This window comes from Klebsiella sp. KPN54798 (genome assembly GCF_021184225.1).
Classification (GTDB): Bacteria; Pseudomonadota; Gammaproteobacteria; order Enterobacterales; family Enterobacteriaceae; genus Klebsiella; species Klebsiella pneumoniae.
On sequence record NZ_CP089234.1, the window covers coordinates 1,437,813 to 1,450,441 of the forward strand.

At 54.7% G+C, this 12,629-nt stretch carries 13 protein-coding genes, 1 tRNA gene and 1 pseudogene; 5 read left to right on the plus strand and 10 right to left on the minus strand.

Annotated elements, in window-relative coordinates; translation table 11 throughout:
- The first annotated feature begins 230 nt into the window (after positions 1 to 230).
- Positions 231 to 1,196, plus strand: a complete 966-nt coding sequence (glk, locus tag LPQ25_RS07140) for a glucokinase (RefSeq protein ID WP_002913377.1) — start codon at positions 231 to 233, stop codon at positions 1,194 to 1,196.
- A gap of 53 nt (positions 1,197 to 1,249) precedes the next feature.
- Here the strand turns inward: glk and LPQ25_RS07145 are convergent, their stop codons facing one another.
- Both LPQ25_RS07145 and LPQ25_RS07150 read right to left on the minus strand, forming a co-directional pair.
- Positions 1,250 to 1,987 carry a LytR/AlgR family response regulator transcription factor gene (locus LPQ25_RS07145; RefSeq protein ID WP_002913374.1) on the minus strand — a complete coding sequence of 246 codons (738 nt, stop codon included), beginning with the start codon at positions 1,985 to 1,987 and terminating at the stop codon, positions 1,250 to 1,252.
- 11 nt (positions 1,988 to 1,998) lie between these two features.
- Positions 1,999 to 3,696, minus strand: a complete 1,698-nt coding sequence (locus LPQ25_RS07150) for a sensor histidine kinase (RefSeq protein ID WP_004149230.1) — start codon at positions 3,694 to 3,696, stop codon at positions 1,999 to 2,001.
- On the opposite strand from LPQ25_RS07150, the gene LPQ25_RS07155 reads away from it, so the two are divergent.
- A complete protein-coding gene (locus LPQ25_RS07155) occupies positions 3,695 to 3,808 on the plus strand; it encodes a hypothetical protein (protein WP_032428038.1) in 114 nt (37 codons plus the stop codon). The genes LPQ25_RS07150 and LPQ25_RS07155 overlap by 2 nt on opposite strands.
- On the opposite strand, the pseudogene LPQ25_RS07160 reads toward LPQ25_RS07155, so the two are convergent.
- Positions 3,808 to 3,990 (minus strand): annotated as a pseudogene (locus tag LPQ25_RS07160) (hypothetical protein); the annotation flags it as partial. The gene LPQ25_RS07155 and the pseudogene LPQ25_RS07160 sit on opposite strands and share 1 nt — an antisense overlap.
- A gap of 88 nt (positions 3,991 to 4,078) precedes the next feature.
- On the opposite strand from LPQ25_RS07160, the gene alaC reads away from it, so the two are divergent.
- Positions 4,079 to 5,293, plus strand: a complete 1,215-nt coding sequence (alaC, locus tag LPQ25_RS07165) for an alanine transaminase (RefSeq protein WP_015875075.1) — start codon at positions 4,079 to 4,081, stop codon at positions 5,291 to 5,293.
- Positions 5,294 to 5,363: 70 nt separating this feature from the next.
- On the opposite strand, the gene ypdK is transcribed toward alaC, so the two are convergent.
- From ypdK to LPQ25_RS07180, 3 genes are all read right to left on the minus strand, one after another.
- Entirely contained in the window at positions 5,364 to 5,435 is a 72-nt protein-coding gene (ypdK, locus tag LPQ25_RS07170; RefSeq protein ID WP_099119320.1) for a membrane protein YpdK, read from the minus strand.
- Between the two features lie 338 nt (positions 5,436 to 5,773).
- Positions 5,774 to 6,970 carry a CynX/NimT family MFS transporter gene (locus tag LPQ25_RS07175; protein ID WP_014907146.1) on the minus strand — a complete coding sequence of 399 codons (1,197 nt, stop codon included), beginning with the start codon at positions 6,968 to 6,970 and terminating at the stop codon, positions 5,774 to 5,776.
- Entirely contained in the window at positions 6,967 to 7,425 is a 459-nt protein-coding gene (locus LPQ25_RS07180) for a nucleoside deaminase (RefSeq protein WP_009486224.1), read from the minus strand. The genes LPQ25_RS07175 and LPQ25_RS07180 overlap by 4 nt, the downstream gene beginning before the upstream one ends.
- A 132-nt stretch (positions 7,426 to 7,557) precedes the next feature.
- On the opposite strand from LPQ25_RS07180, the gene cynR reads away from it, so the two are divergent.
- A complete protein-coding gene (gene cynR, locus LPQ25_RS07185; protein WP_048336780.1) occupies positions 7,558 to 8,466 on the plus strand; it encodes a transcriptional regulator CynR in 909 nt (302 codons plus the stop codon).
- A gap of 9 nt (positions 8,467 to 8,475) precedes the next feature.
- Here cynR and LPQ25_RS07190 read toward each other — a convergent pair whose 3' ends face one another.
- The 4 genes from LPQ25_RS07190 to LPQ25_RS07205 all read right to left on the minus strand — a co-directional run bounded on the left by LPQ25_RS07190 (position 8,476) and on the right by LPQ25_RS07205 (position 11,548).
- Positions 8,476 to 9,357, minus strand: coding sequence for a hypothetical protein (locus LPQ25_RS07190; RefSeq protein ID WP_004149226.1), 882 nt, complete (start codon positions 9,355 to 9,357; stop codon positions 8,476 to 8,478).
- Positions 9,358 to 9,724: 367 nt separating this feature from the next.
- Positions 9,725 to 10,207, minus strand: coding sequence for a WbuC family cupin fold metalloprotein (locus tag LPQ25_RS07195; RefSeq protein ID WP_234599507.1), 483 nt, complete (start codon positions 10,205 to 10,207; stop codon positions 9,725 to 9,727).
- A 248-nt stretch (positions 10,208 to 10,455) separates the two neighbouring features.
- Positions 10,456 to 10,530, minus strand: a tRNA-Arg gene (locus tag LPQ25_RS07200).
- An 88-nt stretch (positions 10,531 to 10,618) separates the two neighbouring features.
- Positions 10,619 to 11,548: a formate/nitrite transporter family protein gene (locus LPQ25_RS07205; protein WP_004149224.1), complete on the minus strand. Its 930-nt coding sequence runs from the start codon at positions 11,546 to 11,548 to the stop codon at positions 10,619 to 10,621.
- A gap of 289 nt (positions 11,549 to 11,837) precedes the next feature.
- Here LPQ25_RS07205 and mlaA point away from each other — a divergent pair, with 289 nt between their 5' ends.
- The gene (mlaA, locus tag LPQ25_RS07210) at positions 11,838 to 12,599 is read left to right on the plus strand and encodes a phospholipid-binding lipoprotein MlaA (RefSeq protein WP_002913362.1); all 762 of its coding nucleotides are present in this window, start codon (positions 11,838 to 11,840) and stop codon (positions 12,597 to 12,599) included.
- The last annotated feature ends 30 nt before the right edge of the window (positions 12,600 to 12,629 follow it).

Here is a 12,629-nt window from a genome sequence, read left to right on the forward strand (position 1 = left end):
TTTGCCTTCGTCAGCGGAGACCGTCGATGCAAATGGTGCTGAAACGATAAAGTTAAGGTGACATCTGATATCCGGCGCGTCCTTTACAGGCTACCTTGCATAGATTACAAACTAAATGTGACCTGTGTCGCTAAACAATGGGCGTCTGCGCGTTGGACGTTGTTGTTAAGCCGCCATGAATTTACAGTGTGCCAAAAGATTTATTTTGACTTTAGCGGAGCCGTAACGGAATGACAAAATTTGCTTTAGTAGGAGATGTCGGGGGGACCAACGCCCGCCTGGCGCTATGTGATCTGGCGAGTGGAGAGATCTCTCGCGCAAAGACCTATTCCGGGCTCGATTACCCCAGTCTGGAGGCAGTGGTGCGCGTCTACCTCGAGGAGCACCAGGTAACGGTCAACGAAGGTTGTATCGCCATCGCATGCCCGATTACCGGCGACTGGGTGGCGATGACCAACCATACCTGGGCTTTCTCTATCGCCGAAATGAAGCGTAACCTCGGCTTTGCCCATCTGGAGATAATTAACGATTTTACCGCTGTTTCAATGGCCATTCCGATGCTGAAAGCTGAGCACCTTATTCAGTTTGGCGGCAGTGCGCCGGTAGCGGGCAAACCGATCGCCGTTTATGGCGCCGGGACCGGGCTCGGCGTGGCGCATCTGGTCCACGTTGATAAGCGTTGGGTCAGCCTGCCGGGCGAAGGCGGTCATGTTGATTTTGCCCCGAACAGCGAAGAAGAAGGGATCATTCTGGAAGAGCTACGCGCCGAGCTGGGGCATGTTTCCGCAGAACGCGTGCTCTCAGGTCCCGGGCTGGTCAACCTGTATCGCGCGATTGTCAAATCGGACGGCCGACTGCCGGAGAACCTGCAGCCGCGTGAGGTGACCGAGCGAGCGCTGGCGGACAGCTGCACCGACTGTCGTCGGGCGCTGTCGCTGTTCTGCGTCATTATGGGACGCTTCGGCGGTAACCTGGCGCTGACCCTCGGGACGTTTGGCGGGGTGTATATCGCCGGCGGCATCGTGCCGCGCTTCCTGGAGTTCTTTAAAGCCTCTGGTTTCCGCGGCGGTTTTGAAGACAAAGGCCGTTTTAAAGCTTATGTTCAGGATATCCCGGTTTACCTGATTGTGCATGATAACCCAGGCCTGCTGGGCTCCGGCGCGCATCTGCGTCAGACGCTGGGCCAGGTGCTTTAAGCATTCTTCTCCCGGGCTACCGTCGTAGCCCGGATGGCGGTGCTTTCCGCTCTCTACAGATTCATCAGCTGGCGAAACTCTTTCACTTTACTGCGACTGACCGGAACCTGAAACTCCAGGTCACGCAGGCGCAGCACATAGGTGTTGTTGAACCACGGCTCAATTTCCCGAATTTTGCTGAGATTTACGCAATACGAGCGGTGGCAGCGGAAGAAATGCGCGGTGGGCAGTTTGCTGCAGAATTCAGTAATGTTCATCGGCATGACGAATGACTCCCGGCGGGTATAGACGAATGTCATCTTTTCATGCGCCTCGGCATAATAAATATCATGAATACTGGTGACGATGATCCGCTCATCTTTGATCAGATTGATGGTGTCGTTTTCCCGTGGCGCTGCGCTGGCTAATCCTGAAGCAGCGTTATTTTGCTGCTGCCAGGCGGTGGTCAGCTTTTGCAGCATATTGATGATGCGCGACTCCTGGTAGGGTTTCAGGATGTAGTCAAAGGCTTCCAGCTCAAAGGCTTCCACCGCATGTTCTTTCCACGCGGTGATAAAGACGATAAAAGGTTTATGGGCAAACTGGCTGATGTTTTGCGCCAGCAGAACCCCGTCGAGCGACGGAATATTGATATCGAGAAAGATGGCGTCGACCTTGTTGTGCTGGAGAAATTTCAGCACGTCCAGGCCGTCGTCAAAGCTGCCGACGATCTCCATCTGGCTATGGGTGTTAATAAGCCAGGAGAGCTCCTGCTGGGCCAGAAACTCATCCTCCACAATGATAACTTTCATCTTTTCTCCGCTCATGACAACAGCGACTCCGTCAGCGCCTGCGGCGTAGAGTTATTGGGGACATAAAAGGCGATTTCGGTTCCCGGCGTCAGATTGCGGATATGCAAACCCTCGCCGTAGAGAAGTTTCACCCGATGATGCACATTGAGCAGGCCGATTTTGTTACCCGGCATCTCATCGGCTTCCACGCGGGCGACCACGGCGGGATCGATACCGTTGCCCGTATCGCGAACGCTGATGCGTACCCGATTTCCGCACTCGTTAATGCCGATCGTCACCACGCCTTTGCCTTTACAGGGTTGAATACCGTGAACGATGGCATTTTCCACCAGCGGCTGGATAAGCAGGCTCGGGATCACGCAGCTGACGTCGTCGTCAATATCGTAGATGACCGTCAGCTTGTCGCCGAATCGCGCCTGTTCAATAGCGATATAATCTTTGATCTGATACAGCTCTCGTTTGATATCAATCTGCTCATCGTCTTTTAATTCGATGTTATAGCGCAGGTAGCGCGACAGATTAAAAATGAGCTGGCGCGCGGTGTCCGGATTAAGGCGAATCGAGGAGGAGATCGCGTTCAGCGCATTAAATAAAAAATGCGGGTTAATTTTGCTTTGCAGGGCGCGCAGCTCCGCTTTGTTGGCCATCTCCCGCAGCTGTTCGGCGCGGGAGACTTCCAGCTGGGTGGAGATTATTTGCGACAGGCCAATCGCCATCTCCTGCAGCGTCGAAGTGATGCGATGGGCGTGGCAGTAATAGATTTTTAGCGTGCCGGTCACCACCCCTTTTTCCCACAGCGGGATCACCATCAAGGAGTGGATCTCCGGGGTACGGTGGGCTTCGTCATTGTTTTTTATGATGATTTTCCCATAACGAATCGCCTGCCGGGTGGTGGGGCTAATCATATCGTCGTGGCGTTGATAGTTGGCTTCACCGACGCCCACGTAGGCCAGCACGTGCTCGGTATTGGTGATCGCCACCGCGTCGGCGGTAATGTCGCGGCGGATAATCTCGCAAACCTGGCGCAGAGAATCGCTGTTAACGTGTCGAAACAGCGGCAGGGTTTTGTTGGCGATATCGAGCGCCAGTTTCGCCTGCCGCGCCGCGCTGGCCTCCTTTTCCCCTTCAACGCTCTGCACCAGCAGCACGATAAAGCCGATGCAGACGCTGCCGAGGATCATCGGGATACCAATTTTCGAAACAATATCTACGCCGAGACTCAGGGAAGGCGCCCAGACCACCACCAGGATCATGGTCAGAGTTTCACACATCATCCCCGCCAGAATGCCGATTTTCCACCGTTGTTCGCGGGCCACTTTACGATTAATCAACCCCGACAGCAGGCCGGCGACAATGCTGGTGATAAAGCAGGGCACCGCGGTCACGCCGTCGATATCAATCAAATAGCGGTGCACGCCGGCAATCGCCCCGACAATCGCGCCCACCCAGGGACCAAACAGGATCCCACCGGACATCACGGCGATAATGCGGACGTTCACCAGGGACCCCTCAACCGGGACGCCGGACCAGGTACTAAATAGCGCGAACAGCGAGAAAATGGCTGTCACCGCCAGCAGCTCTTTCGGAGTATGGGCCGACTTATGCAACAGTTCGCGGAACAGGCGCAGGCGAATAAGGAAAAAGAGGCAAATAAGCATCAGGGCCGCACGATCATAGACCGCCAGCATCATAGTAAAGATTTCGTGCATGGGTGCGCCGCGTCAGTGGCCAGAAAGGGACATGATAAAAAACCTGACGGCAGAAGACCAGCCGTGGAACCATAAAGCGGAAAAGACGCACTTTTTAAAGGGGATTAATTGAAAATCATCGCGATATCGGCGGTCTTCGCCATTAACGATAATATTCTGTGTTAAGAAAGATATCAGTGTGTTACCACCTTTATACACCCCGGGATTATTCCGCCAATGAACTGCCGCATTTAGCGCAGTCGATACCCGTTTTATATGCCAGGGAATATTTTTTAACGGGCCTCTCGACAACATGAATTTTTTCAGGTTATTTTCTAAACGAGCCGCAACAGCGGCAGCGTCGCTCGGACGGTCCGGGCGCTAACGTTAATTAGAGGAACCTATGGCTGAATCCAGTCCTGAACGCCGTTTTACGCGTATCGATCGTCTCCCTCCGTACGTTTTTAACATTACTGCTGAACTGAAAATGGCTGCGCGTCGGCGCGGCGAAGATATTATCGATTTCAGTATGGGTAATCCCGATGGCGCGACGCCGCCGCATATCGTGGAAAAACTCTGCACCGTTGCTCAACGGCCTGACACCCATGGTTACTCTACCTCGCGGGGGATCCCGCGCCTGCGTCGCGCCATTTCACGCTGGTATGAAGAACGCTATAACGTCAATATCGATCCGGAATCGGAAGCGATCGTCACCATTGGTTCGAAAGAGGGGCTGGCGCACCTGATGCTGGCGACGCTGGATCATGGCGACACCGTACTGGTGCCGAACCCCAGCTATCCGATTCATATCTATGGCGCGGTGATTGCCGGGGCGCAGGTGCGCTCAGTGCCGCTGGTGGAAGGGGTGGATTTCTTTAACGAGCTGGAACGCGCCATCCGCGAGAGCTATCCGAAGCCGAAGATGATGATCCTTGGCTTTCCCTCAAATCCGACCGCGCAGTGCGTCGAACTGGATTTCTTTGAAAAGGTTGTCGCTCTGGCGAAGCAGTATGACATTCTGGTCGTCCACGATCTGGCCTATGCCGATATCGTGTATGACGGCTGGAAAGCGCCCTCCATCATGCAGGTGCCCGGCGCGCGGGATGTCGCCGTCGAGTTCTTTACCCTGTCGAAAAGCTATAACATGGCCGGCTGGCGCATTGGCTTTATGGTGGGTAATAAGACTTTGGTGAATGCCCTCGCTCGTATCAAAAGCTATCATGACTACGGGACTTTTACTCCGCTGCAGGTGGCGGCGATAGCTGCGCTGGAGGGCGATCAGCAGTGCGTGCGCGATATTGCCGAACAGTATAAGCGCCGTCGCGATGTGCTGGTCAAAGGGCTTCATGAGGCCGGCTGGATGGTGGAGTGTCCGAAAGCGTCTATGTACGTGTGGGCGAAAATACCGGAACCTTACGCCGCCATGGGGTCGCTGGAGTTTGCGAAAAAGCTGCTTAATGAAGCGAAGGTTTGCGTCTCGCCGGGGATTGGCTTTGGCGACTATGGTGATACCCACGTCCGCTTCGCCCTGATCGAGAACCGGGACCGTACGCGCCAGGCGATCCGCGGTATCAAGGCGATGTTCCGCGCGGATGGTCTGCTGGCCTCCGCGAGCTAGCGCTGCGGGCAGCACGGCAAAATAAAAACGGGAGCATGAAGGCTCCCGTTTTTTTTGACACCGCTGCAGTCTAGATCATCAGGGCAAAAGTACCGGCCCAAACGATGACCATAAAAGAGAGGCCCATAAAGAAGTATTTCACGACTCATCACTCCACGCGCTTGTGCGACGTTCAAATGAATTAATTGTTCTGTTTTTCAAGGGCTGTCGCCAGTGTAACTTCACCCTGCAGCAGCCCGTAATTCTGTGCGTTTAGTGCTCCAGATGGCGCTAATGTACGCCTAAAAAATCAGGGAAACAAGAGGCATTTTTTTATTAATTTTTAGTTACTTACGAGTGTCGTGATTCGGCGACACATTAATTTCACAGGGTAATAAATTTAACGCCAGCGACGCGAAGGAAACGGGTTTTAGCGATGGGGCGGGCGGGGAAGGCCAACGAGAGCGCGCGGCATTATCTTTGCCACGCGCCGCCGTCGGTTCAGGGCAGGTCTGAGGCGCGCTGTCGCCACTCGGCCGGGTAGTGTGCCGGGATAAAGCGCAGCGTCAGCGCCATGAGTAGCAGGACGCAGATCGCATGCCAGGACCAGTCAAGCGTGTAGTTCCCGCTCAGGCTACGCAGCAGGCCGGAAAGCCAGGGCGACAGACCGGCGATGATAAATCCGATCCCCTGCATAAAGGCTACCAGCCTGCCGGCCACCGCCGGTTGTCCGGCGTGATCCAGCGCCAGCACCAGGCACAGAGGAAACGCGCCGCCCAACCCCACGCCGCAGGCAATGGCCCAGAGCGCAGAGAAATGCTCTGGCAGCCAGATAAAGCCGCAGAAGCCAATCAGCTGTAGCGCCAGCGCTAGCAGAAGAAGCTGGCGCCGATCCTCCTGGCGAGCCAGCGCCGGGAGCAGCAGCGCGCCGGCGGTTTGCCCGACGGTCAGCAGCGCCAGCAGCGAACCACTGTACTGGGCGCTGTCGCCTAGCTGGATGTAGTAAGGAGGCAGCCAGGCGATCAGGCTGGCGTAACCGGCATTGATCAGTCCGAAATAGAGTCCCAGCGTCCAGGCGCGGCGCTGGCCAATAATCGCGACCCGGGGGGAAGCGCTGGCCTGATGCGGTGCGCGAGGCAATTGCCGACAAATCGCCAGCCAGCTGAACAGAGCCAGGAGCGCAGGGAGCGCCCACCAGGCTAGCGCATCATGCCAGGCCGCGCTATGTGACGCCAGCCATGGGGTGAACGCGGCGCCTAACCCGCCGCCGCCCATCAGCGCCGCTGACCATAGTCCCATCACCAGCGGCGTCCGTCGGGGAAAGAGGTGCTTAATTACCGCCGGGATGGCGGCCTGAATAATGCCGATGCCAATTCCTCCGGCCAGAGCGCTGGTGAGCAGTAAGCCACTATTCGGGGCGATTTCCCGCAGCAGGGCGCCTGCCGCGATAATCAGCAGGCTCAGCGCAATACTGCGCTTTTGACCGATATAGCGATCGACCCAGCCAGCGGCCAGCGCCAGCACCCCCATCGCGATCACCGGCAGCGCGGTCAGGAGTGCGGCCAGGGTATAGCTCATGCCGCTGGCTGCGCGGATGTCCGGCAGCAAAGGACCAATGGAGGTAAGCAGCGGCCGCATATTGATCCCAGTCAGTACCAGGACTGCCAGCGTCAGGTTCTGTCGCAGCGCTGGTGTCATGACTGCCGTTCCGCCCAGCGCTGATAAAGTTCAGTTCCCTCCGGCTGCGGGCGATGATGGATCGGCAGCGTTTGCTGGGCCAGCGGCTGCTGCAGCTGCTGATAAATCGCGGCGGTCGAGAGCTGAAAAGGCTCCCCGTCCTGATTGCTATTGGCGAAAAACACTTCCCGCACGCCGGTTAAATAGAGCGCGCTCAGGCACATAGGGCAAGGTTGTCCGCTGGCATAGATGACGCATTCACGCAACACCGCGCTTCCCAGTCTGGCGGCAAGATCGCGAACGGCGTTCAGTTCGGCATGCGCCGTTGGGTCACCGCTCAGATGAAAGGTATTGACGCTTTCAGCGACAATCTCATCATTCCGCACCAGCACGGCGCCGAAGGGGCGCCCACCGTCAGCAATGTTTTGTTTTGCCAGCACTAATGCGCGCTGAAGATAACGATCGTGAGCGGACATAGTCACTCCTGCATAAAACGATGTTAAAGGTGAAATATGTTGAGGGTCGTGCGAAGAGGGTACGTCTCTTGTTTCATAAGTTAAAAGACTTATTTATGATAATGCCTATTGGAATTTCTTATAGGTGGGCCGATGCTTCTGCGCCAACTTTCCTACTTTATCGCTGTGGCTGAACATTGTGGCTTTTCCCGCGCCGCCGCGGCGCTGCATGTCTCCCAGCCTGCGCTGTCACAGCAGATACGCCAGCTGGAAGCGATGCTGGAGGTTCAGCTTTTCGACCGCTCTGGCCGACGTATTCGCCTGACCGATGCTGGAGAGATCTGGCTGGAGTATGCCCGTCGCGCGTTACGCGAGCTTGAGGAAGGTCGGCGCGCCTTGCATGACGCAGAAGATCTCCAGCACGGTAAACTCCGCATTGCTATGACGCCAACTTTCACTACCTATATGCTGGGCCCGCTGATGGAGGCGTACTACCGACGCTATCCTGGAGTAAAAGTGCTTATCCAGGAGATGAACCAGGAGCGGATGGAGGCGATGCTGCTGGAGGATGAACTGGATGTGGGGATTGCCTTTGACGACAGCCGGTCACAGGAAATTGTGGTTCAGCCGCTGCTGACGGAAACGCTTGCGCTGGTGGTGAGCCGTGCGCATCCGCTGGCAGGAGAGCGCGACTTGCAACTGCAGGCTCTCGACGCCCAGCCGCTAATTATACTGAGCAGCGAGTTTGCTACCCGCGAGCAGATTGATCGTTATTGCCGCCTTCATCGGCTCGAACCAGACGTGCGGATGGAGGCCAACTCCATCGGGGCCGTTCTGTCGGTTATTCGAAGCACAACGTTAGCAACGCTGCTGCCGGCGGCGATCGCCGGACAGTTTGATGATGTGGTGGCGATTGAGCTAAGACCTGCGCTGCTGCAGCGCACGGCCTGTTTATTGCAGCGGCAGGGCGCCTGGCAGAGCGCCGCAGCGCGCGAATTCATCACCCTGGCCCGAGAGAACGCGATAACGATTGAGCAGGAAAACCGCCAGTCCCTTGACTGAAGGACTGCGTTACTCGCCGGCGAACTGCGACTCACGGCTGGCTTCGCTGCCGATATCGCCTTCATCGGGCTGGGCATTCTCTATAAGCATGCCTTCTTCCTTAAGCCTTTCCAGCACGTGATGAAAGAGCTGAGTCTTGTCTGGCTCAGCCATATTCTGCAACTTCTCATTAAATACAGTATGGGACTGAACAAGATAATGGATAAATTCCAGCAATACCTCACTTTGCGGCAGGACGGTTAATTCCTGCTGGATGTAACGGGTTTGATCCAGTAGCGGATTTTTCGTCACGTCCATAGGCCGGGCGCTAATACTGTGGGCATATATTTTCTCAATGGCCTGGCTGGTGATATAGATGCGGTTCAATGATATCGAGGGGCGTTCGTCTTCCTCTGGAATGAAATGACAATAAACAAATGGTTTATCCGGCAGCATCATGCTGAGGCGGTTTTCGAAAAGAATATCATCTGGCGCCTCCAGCAGCGCCATTAGGTTCCGACAGTGTGGATGCCAGAGCCCTGAAGCAAATACCTTTACGTTGAACTGGGTTACCGTATTTCCGCGCAGGGTTTCCATCGTCGGAATATCGCCTTCAAGCCGCAGAATGCTGCGGATATGGGAGTGATGCGACCAGACTGTTTCTCCTGCCTCGACTGAGGTAAATGGATTAAACGCGCTGGTTACCTCTTTTTCCTGATGGGAGAGGACGGCGATTTTTAATATTCCCGGCGTTGGGTTAAGCTTAAGACATAGATTGATTGCGCCAATATCATGCCAGTGAAGAATGTCTTCCAGTTCGCAGTTTAATAATTTTTGCGCCCGCGCCAGAGAGCAATACTCCATTGGCGGTAAATTATTTAGCTTCCAGATATTCCGTTCTGTAATATTCATAAGAATTGTATGTCGATGAAAAAATAAATCGCCATGGTGAGCAAAAGTATCAATGACAATGATTTATTTTTTCTGCTGACTTCCTTTACCTGATTAACAAAATCCATTCACATTGAGAATAATATATCGATAAATTGGCTGTTTTTATTGTTTTGCTGCCGCATATTTACTCTTTCCCGTTATCTTATCATCTCTTATTCGTAGAGAAAAATAGTTTGCTGAATATAAGCGTTTCTTCCTGTTTAGCAGCAATATTTAAGGTGAGTATGAGCAGAGCACGAAAAAAGGGACGGTCAATTTGGCAAACTTTGTGGTCGGCAGGAAGTATCAAACAGACGCCTGCGGCGCCTGTCGAACCTACCTGTAGTTATTGCGGCATAGACAGGAAGCGGTCACCCGGTTGCGCGATGGCATACCAGGCCATCATTTCGGCAGTGCCTGGCTGGCCTTCAGCAGGCGCCCAGGCCATAGTGTCCATTTCGGCAAGCGGTTGATAAGCGCCTTGTTTGACTTCAAATACCATGCCGCCTGCGTCGAGCGAGAGCACCGTATGCCAGGTGCCAGCCTCCATTTCCAGCGCCGTACAGGTTTCACCCAGCACCACCCGGTTGGTGACCACGCCGTGGTCATCAAAATTCAGCACTACAAATCGGCCTTTCAGCGGCAGTAAAAGTTCGAAGGTATGTCTGTGCCGGTGCGGGCGGATATAGGTGCCGGGTTCCATGGCGATGGCCAGACGCTGTATCGGGTCGCTCAGTTCAGGATGAAAAATGCGATGGGCACGCAGGCGCGGAGCACTGGCTGCCGCTTCGCTCTGCTGCTGCATATCGCTGAGGGTGATCTGTTTCATATCAACGCCTGGATCCTGTATCGTCCAGAGAAGGTTGTAAAAGGTCGCGGCTAGTGACTGAAAAATTCAGAAGGTATTGTACGCAGAAATGCGCGTTGCTGTCGGTTTATTGTGTGCGTGATCGACAAAGACACGTTCCTTTCTGGCAGGACTAACCATACTGAAATCGTTGGCTAATTATGATTACGAGAAGAATACGTTCTGGCTGGCGTTTAGGTCATCGTGGTGAATGGCGGGCAACGTTTATATGGTGTCCCCTGCAGGAATCGAACCTGCAACTAGCCCTTAGGAGGGGCTCGTTATATCCATTTAACTAAGGGGACAAGGCGGCACGAGTATAGCGTTTTTTGCCCGCCTGAGTAAGAGCCATACCGTCTGACTGCTTAAACCCTCGCCACTCAGGGCGCTTTTTTATGCCCGGTCGGCCTTTTTCCCTTTCTCCGCCGCCTGGGCGCGGGCTTCCGCTTTTCGCTTGCTGCTCATATCGTTACGGATCTGCGCATGGCTCAGCAGTGCGAAGATGAAGGTCCCGCCACAGATATTTCCCGCCAGGGTCGGCAGGGCGAACGGCCAGATAAAGTCGCTCCAGGGCAGATTTCCATTAAACACCAGATAAAGGATCTCGACCGAGCCCACCACAATATGGGTGGTATCCGCCAGGGCGATAAGCCAGGTCATGAGAATAATCACCACGATTTTGGCGGCGCCGGCGACAGGAAACATCCAGACCATGGTGGCGACCAGCCAGCCGGAAATAATCGCATTGGCGAACATCTCTGTCGGACTGTTTTTCATTACGTCTTCGGCGATGCTGACAAAGGCCTGACGGGTTGGCTCATCAAAAATAGGCATATAATTGAAGGCCCATGCGGCCACCGCGGTACCGATGAGATTGCCCGCCAGCACCACCGACCATAGCCGCATCAGCAAACCGACGTTACCGAGGGTGGGATTATGCATCACTGGCAGAACGGCGGTGACCGTATTTTCAGTGAACAGCTGCTGGCGGGCCATAATTACGATAATAAAGCCGAAGGTGTAGCCGAGGTTTTCCAGCAAAAAACCGCCCGGGATCCCCTCCAGTTTGACGTGAAAAATTCCCTTCGCCAGCAGGGAGGCCCCCATCGACAGGCCGGCCGCAATCGCTGACCATAGCAGGGCCAGCGCATCGCGCTCCATCTCTTTTTCCCCTTCCTGGCGAATATGTTCATGGATCGCCATCGCCCGCGAGGGAAGGCGATCTTCATTTACTTCGATCTCTTCACCACGCTGATTTTCCTCACTTTCCACTTCTCTTTCGTCATCCTCTGCCTTTAATTTGTTATTGTCTAGTTCATCCATTTCGTGGCCCTCGCTATCAATCTGTATAGTTATAGCGTAGCGGCTTTCCCTGCCGTCTGGCTGGGCATACTCTGAAATCGCAAAAATGGTAACGTCAGATTTTTGTCGCTCCGGTAGAATAGGAGCCCCGCGATTTCGTTATTCCCAGGCTAAGATCAAATCAACAACTTGGGTGATATAGACATCGTTCAACGTGCTGTTACAATCGCTCACATCTTTACGGGCGGAAGCGTTGTCTTTCCGTCATGGATGGCAACTCGCGATAGCCATAAAAACCAGGGAGACATCTATGAATTATCGCCTGTCGGCGCTTGCGCTTGGCGCCACATTGCTGGTGGGATGTGCCAGTTCCAGCTCTGGCGATCGGCCGCAGGGGCGCTCAGACCCGTTAGAAGGGTTTAACCGCACGATGTTTAACTTCAACTTTAACGTGGTTGATCCTTACGTGCTTCGCCCCGTCGCGGTGGCATGGCGCGACTACGTCCCACAGCCGGCGCGCAACGGGTTAAGCAATTTTACCAGTAACCTGGAAGAGCCGGCAGTGATGGTGAACTACTTCCTGCAGGGCGACCCCTATAAAGGTATGGTGCATTTTACCCGCTTCTTCCTGAACACCATTCTCGGTATGGGTGGGCTTATCGATGTGGCCGGGATGGCGAATCCGCAGCTACAGCGGGTTGAGCCACATCGTTTCGGCAGTACGCTTGGGCATTATGGCGTTGGCTATGGCCCGTATGTTCAGTTGCCGTTCTATGGAAGCTTTACCCTGCGCGACGAAGGCGGCGATATGGCCGATGGCTTGTATCCGGTGCTCTCCTGGCTGACCTGGCCGATGTCGATCGGTAAATGGGCGGTGGAAGGGATTGAGACACGTGCTCAGCTGCTGGATTCCGACGGCCTGCTGCGCCAGTCTTCCGACCCTTACATTCTGATGCGTGAAGCCTACTTCCAGCGTCATGACTTTATCGCCAACGGCGGTAAGCTGACCCCGGCGGACAACCCGAATGCTCAGGCTATTCAGGATGAGCTGAAGGATATCGATTCACAGTGATCGGCGAATGATAAAAAAAGGGTGAACATA

Coding starts and splice junctions, on each gene's coding strand:
- glk (WP_002913377.1), top strand. CDS start 231: ATGACAAAATTTGCTTTAGTAGGAGATGTCGGGGGGACCAACGCCCGC.
- LPQ25_RS07145 (WP_002913374.1), bottom strand. CDS start 1,987: ATGAAAGTTATCATTGTGGAGGATGAGTTTCTGGCCCAGCAGGAGCTC.
- LPQ25_RS07155 (WP_032428038.1), top strand. CDS start 3,695: ATGGGTGCGCCGCGTCAGTGGCCAGAAAGGGACATGATAAAAAACCTG.
- LPQ25_RS07150 (WP_004149230.1), bottom strand. CDS start 3,696: ATGCACGAAATCTTTACTATGATGCTGGCGGTCTATGATCGTGCGGCC.
- alaC (WP_015875075.1), top strand. CDS start 4,079: ATGGCTGAATCCAGTCCTGAACGCCGTTTTACGCGTATCGATCGTCTC.
- LPQ25_RS07175 (WP_014907146.1), bottom strand. CDS start 6,970: ATGACACCAGCGCTGCGACAGAACCTGACGCTGGCAGTCCTGGTACTG.
- LPQ25_RS07180 (WP_009486224.1), bottom strand. CDS start 7,425: ATGTCCGCTCACGATCGTTATCTTCAGCGCGCATTAGTGCTGGCAAAA.
- cynR (WP_048336780.1), top strand. CDS start 7,558: ATGCTTCTGCGCCAACTTTCCTACTTTATCGCTGTGGCTGAACATTGT.
- LPQ25_RS07190 (WP_004149226.1), bottom strand. CDS start 9,357: ATGAATATTACAGAACGGAATATCTGGAAGCTAAATAATTTACCGCCA.
- LPQ25_RS07195 (WP_234599507.1), bottom strand. CDS start 10,207: ATGAAACAGATCACCCTCAGCGATATGCAGCAGCAGAGCGAAGCGGCA.
- LPQ25_RS07205 (WP_004149224.1), bottom strand. CDS start 11,548: ATGGATGAACTAGACAATAACAAATTAAAGGCAGAGGATGACGAAAGA.
- mlaA (WP_002913362.1), top strand. CDS start 11,838: ATGAATTATCGCCTGTCGGCGCTTGCGCTTGGCGCCACATTGCTGGTG.